Here is a 4,769-nt window from a genome sequence, read left to right as displayed (position 1 = left end):
GTTCCCTTTTGTGAAGAGGAGCCACTTCTGTGCGCTCGAACCCGACTAGATAGGGTGTGAGGGCTGGCGTTTAGCTTCCCAAGCCGAGTCTAAGTAAAATATGGCACAATCCATGGTAAAAATATAAAGTACGGATCAACAAGCTAGCAAGGATCTTGCTAGCTTGTTTACATTATGATGAGCCCAGTCAGCTTGCCTAGCAGGAGCTGAACTTGCTAATTGGAGGCCCATTTGCCAGCTGTGCTAGTCTACTTGCTAATCAGAGCTCCGTTTGCAAGTTGACACGACTCTACTTGTTAACGGAGCTGGCATTTGAAAGTTGCCCACGTCCTACTTGCTAACAGGCAGCTCGTTAGAAAGTTCAAGGCCAGCTACTTGCTAATCGAGGCCCCTTTTTGGAAGTTAACGCGATCACCCCCTAAAAATAAGCCTTCTTGATATTTTAATGCTGATAACTAGCACCGAATTAAAAAAACACCGCCCTTTTTAGAGAGCGGTGTTTTTGCTTATTAATGATTACGAATCATTGTTAATACTATTTATTCTTCAAAAGATCGCGGATTTCAGTCAAGAGGATTTCTTCTTGGCTTGGCTTCGCTTCTTCTTCTGCGTCATCAACTTTTTCTTCCTTCATGAAGGTGTTCTTCAAAGTAGCCACACCCTTCATCACAAAGAAGAGAACCAGGGCGATAATCAGGAAGGAAACGATGGATTGAATAAAGTTCCCCACCATCAACTTGGTATTACCAATCTGCAAAACAATATCAGTAAAGTCCGTTGAGCCCGTGAAGAAAGCCACAATTGGCATAATAATATCTTCAACTAAAGAATTGACAATGGCAGTGAAAGCGGTCGCCATAACAACCCCGATGGCCATATCCATTACATTACCTTTTGCGATAAAATCGCGGAATTCTTTTAACATAAGTACTAGCTACCTCCTTAATATTTAGCTTTTCCTATGAGTCTATTAAAGCACAAATTAAGAACAACTTAAAGTCTTTCCTTTTAAAAATGTACAAAATTAATGATGCCAAAGCCGAGTAAAGCAAGGCTGACGATAAAGTGCAGGCGACGGTGCATAAAGAGAATGGCGATGTATTCGCGGAAGCTATCGATGGTCCATTCCTTCAAGGTAGAAGGGGCGCCAATCCCGCTCACCTGGTAGAGCTTCTCCAAGTTGGCATAGAGCTGGCTGCGGTAGAGGTGGTAGGAAGAGGTCACGAAGACAGCAGAAACCGCTTCGATAATGGGCTGGCGGTCTTGGATCAGGCACTTACTGTAATAGAAGTTACCGTGAGTATTGGACGCTTGGTCTTCCAAGAGAATCTTATCTGCTGAAAGGCCTCGGGCAAGGAGATAGTCGCGCATCACTTCCGCCTCGGTATAGCTAGCTTTGGGACCGGTCAGACCACCCGAGACAATGGTCATTGGCTGCTTGCCATGGATATAGGTGTGCCAGTTCAGGTAAGATAGGGTCCGATTCAAGCGCCGCTCCAGAACGCCACTGGGGCTGCCATCTGGTCTTAAAGAAGCTCCCAAGACAATCACATAGTCCTGGGCCTTTTGGCTTTCAAGGAAGGACAAGCGGGCGGACATTAGTAAATAGTTAATAAATAAGAGCACATAATAGGCCATTACAAAGTCTGGAATCCTGAGCCAATCCTGCTTGTCCGAAAGCTCTACGGTAAAAATCAGCCAGTAATGGGCGATAGAAATCCCGATCAAGAGGACACTGAGGAAGAGGCCCACCAGCAACTGGCTATAGGAATGTTCCTTGGTAAAGAGATTCAAGGCCAAAGAGAACATGCAGACCCCAAAGATCATCAAGAGCAAGGGCGCGATATAGTCGGTTAGGACCTGGGCCCAGCGAAAAACCTGGTGGACCCAGTAATAACGCGGAAAATTCTGGTCATTGATCACCGCAAGAAAGAGGCAGACCAAGCCTAGAATCAGAATCAAGTTATCCCACACATTGCGTGGTGCCAGGATAAAGATAACCAGGGCCACGGCAATCAGGGCAAAGGCGATGCCATAAATAATCACCTTTGACCACCTTCAATCTGGTGGTAGGCGGCATAGACCTCCTGCTTGGCCAGACCCTGGTCCTTGGCCACTGCCTTGATGGCTGCTTTGGAGGTCAGACCTTCTTGAGCCATCCGTCCCAGAACCTGGTCGCGCAAGCTCAAGTCAGCATTGGGGGCCGCTGCTGCTTGTTCCGCCTGGGCTTCTTCCTCCGACTGGCCTGCCAGCATGAAGCAGATTTCGCCCTTTATTTCAGGATGGTCTTCATAGTAGGCAAGGACTTCGGCTAGAGTTCCCCGACGAAACTCCTCGAAGCGCTTAGTCAATTCCCGAACGACAACCACTTGACGGTCATTACCGAAGACCTCAGCACAGGCTTTAAGAGTCTGGCGGAGCCGGTAAGGTGATTCGTAGAAAATCAGAGTTGCCTGGTCGCCCTTCAAGTCTGCTAGAGTCTCCTTGAGGGCTTTTTTCTTGCGAGGCGGAAAGCCGACGAAAAGAAAACGCTGGGTATCGAGGCCAGAAGCCATGAGGGCAGTCAGGGCCGCATTGGGACCAGGCAGGGGAATCACCGGATAACCAGCTTGGATAACCGCCTGAACCAGGTCAGCGCCGGGGTCCGAGATAGCAGGCATGCCGGCATCCGACACCTGGGCTAGGACTTCTCCCTCCTCCAAGCGCTTTAAAATCGTCGCTAAGCGTTCCTGGTGGTTGAACTTATGATAGCTCAACTGCTTGGTTGAGATGTCAAAATGATTGAGGAGTTTTTGAGTATTGCGGGTATCTTCAGATAATATCAGATCAACTTCCTTGAGGGTGGTCACCGCACGGAAGGTCATATCCTCCAAGTTACCAATGGGCGTCGGCACAAGGTAGAGCCGACCTCGGTCTGACGCTTGAAAACTTTTTTGTTCCTGCATACTGGGACCTCCTTAAGGCGTATTGTCGAAGATAAATTGCTGGGTCAAGGGTTGGCTGAAGTCGATCCCCTGCTGGGTTAGGTAGGCTTCCTTAGCCGGTCGCTTCTGGTGCTTGAAGGCATATTCCGCCGACATGGCTGCAGACTTATTCGCATAAGCCTTAGCATAGATCATATAGCAGGGGCGACGGGAAGCTGGCCGAGTATACTTGGCTCCTTTGCCGGACTGGTGGGCTTTTTCCCGGCGTTTAAGATCAGTGGTATAGCCCGTATAGAGGGTCTGGTCAGCGCAGGCCAAGACATACATATAGTGTTTAGCCATAGAGCACCGCCGCCACTTCCTTAGAATAGTGCCCCTCTTGGTCATGGATATAGAGCGGAGGCTCAGCTCGCAAACCTTTTGCCTGGCCATTCTTAATGAATTCGAGAAGGACGATATGGGCCTCCCGTCCAGGCAGGGGGTACACCAAGCGGAGCCGCTTCAATTGGAGCCGGTGCTTATCGGCGAGGAGTAAGAGTTCCGGCAGACGTTCCACCTGGTGAACGAGATAAAGCTTCCCCCGTGACTTCAGGAGGATCTTCGCCTGTTGGAAGATATCCTCCGCCGTCATCAGGAGTTCATGCCGAGCCACCGCCTTACTATCGTTAGGATTCAGAGGGGACTGGGGATAGACCTTGAAATAGGGTGGATTGCAGGTGATCAGGTCCACACTATCATGGGCAAAGTAATCCCGCGCCCGGCGGATATTGCCCTGGATAATCTGAACCTGGTCCTCCAAGTGGTTGTGGCAAACCGAGCGCTGGGCCATATCTGCCACATCCTCCTGCCATTCAATCCCGTAGACCTTCCCTTGCGTCCTTTGCGCTAAGACCAGGGGCAAGACCCCATTACCCGTGCAAAAGTCAACCGTCACAGACCGGGCACTCGCCTTGGTCTGGGCAAAGTCAGCCAGCAAGAGGGCATCAATGGAGAAGGCAAAATGATCCGCGCTTTGAATAATATCCAGATCCTCCCGCATCAAGCGGTCCCAACGCTCGCCTGGCTTCAATTCGGTCATTGCGATTCCTCCCTCTCCTGCTGCTTAACGGTCACTGTAGAGGATGTCCAAGCAGAACATGCACTGTTCATCATTCGCCCGGCGCTGACCATAAGAAATATTACAAATATGGTAGCCATCCTCATAAATATTCATTAGGTTCTTCAAGGCTGGGGACAAGCCTGACACATCTTCCGGGCTATGCCCACCTAGCTCAGCCTGGCCACCCTGGTCAGGCGCGGTCAATTCTTGGAGTCGCTCGCGCAAATACTGGTTCTCCATCTGCAAGTCATGGTTTTGCATAACCGCCTCCGACCAACGCTCCTCCAAACGGTCCAGATTCTCCAACAAAGCACTCAGCTGAGCCTTCATCCCCTCAAACTCCTCAACCATCTCACGATTATCCATCAAATCCCTCCTTCACAGCTTAAACAAGAAGCCTTCTTCTAGTCATCCATTTTAGCATATTTTACCCTAACGTGCTTGTAATAAAGGGTGTGAGCAAGAGCGCTTAGCTTTGGATGCTTGGAGTAAGTCGGAATAAGAGCAAGCCACGCTTGCACGTTCCCGACTTGCGAAAGCACTCCAAAGCTGCTCTTGCGAACCCAACTAGATAAGGGTGTGAGCAAAGGCGGTTAGAAAGGGATGACTGGAGGCAAAGAGGATAAGAGCGGCTTTAGCCGGTCGTTCCACTTTGCTGAAGTCACTCCCTTTCTGCCTTTGCGAACCCGACTAGATAAGGGTGTGAGCAAGAGCGGTTAGACTTGAATGATTGGAGGCTCATCGAA

6 protein-coding genes are annotated in these 4,769 nt (G+C 49.8%); all 6 read right to left on the bottom strand.

Translation table 11 applies throughout. The features are described from left to right. Positions 1 to 535 precede the first annotated feature (535 nt). Positions 536 to 925: a large conductance mechanosensitive channel protein MscL gene (gene mscL / locus HMPREF2626_RS09845; protein ID WP_070620813.1), complete on the bottom strand. Its 390-nt coding sequence runs from the start codon at positions 923 to 925 to the stop codon at positions 536 to 538. Positions 926 to 1,008: 83 nt separating this feature from the next. After that, on the bottom strand, positions 1,009 to 2,046 hold the full coding sequence (locus HMPREF2626_RS09840; RefSeq protein ID WP_070620811.1) for a YdcF family protein: 1,038 nt from the start codon (positions 2,044 to 2,046) through the stop codon (positions 1,009 to 1,011). Further along, positions 2,043 to 2,945, bottom strand: coding sequence for a 16S rRNA (cytidine(1402)-2'-O)-methyltransferase (gene rsmI, locus HMPREF2626_RS09835; RefSeq protein ID WP_070620808.1), 903 nt, complete (start codon positions 2,943 to 2,945; stop codon positions 2,043 to 2,045). Before rsmI ends, HMPREF2626_RS09840 begins: the two co-directional genes overlap by 4 nt. Before the next feature lie 12 nt (positions 2,946 to 2,957). Then, positions 2,958 to 3,266: a GIY-YIG nuclease family protein gene (locus HMPREF2626_RS09830; protein ID WP_070620805.1), complete on the bottom strand. Its 309-nt coding sequence runs from the start codon at positions 3,264 to 3,266 to the stop codon at positions 2,958 to 2,960. Continuing rightward, positions 3,259 to 4,002: a tRNA1(Val) (adenine(37)-N6)-methyltransferase gene (locus tag HMPREF2626_RS09825; protein WP_070620802.1), complete on the bottom strand. Its 744-nt coding sequence runs from the start codon at positions 4,000 to 4,002 to the stop codon at positions 3,259 to 3,261. Before HMPREF2626_RS09825 ends, HMPREF2626_RS09830 begins: the two co-directional genes overlap by 8 nt. A 24-nt stretch (positions 4,003 to 4,026) precedes the next feature. Next, positions 4,027 to 4,389 carry a DNA replication initiation control protein YabA gene (locus tag HMPREF2626_RS09820; RefSeq protein WP_070620799.1) on the bottom strand — a complete coding sequence of 121 codons (363 nt, stop codon included), beginning with the start codon at positions 4,387 to 4,389 and terminating at the stop codon, positions 4,027 to 4,029. Positions 4,390 to 4,769 lie beyond the last annotated feature (380 nt).

The organism is Aerococcus sp. HMSC062A02 (genome assembly GCF_001809535.1).
Taxonomy (GTDB): Bacteria; Bacillota; Bacilli; order Lactobacillales; family Aerococcaceae; genus Aerococcus.
Note: the sequence above shows the minus strand (reverse complement) of the source record. Positions and strands in the feature narration are given on the sequence as shown.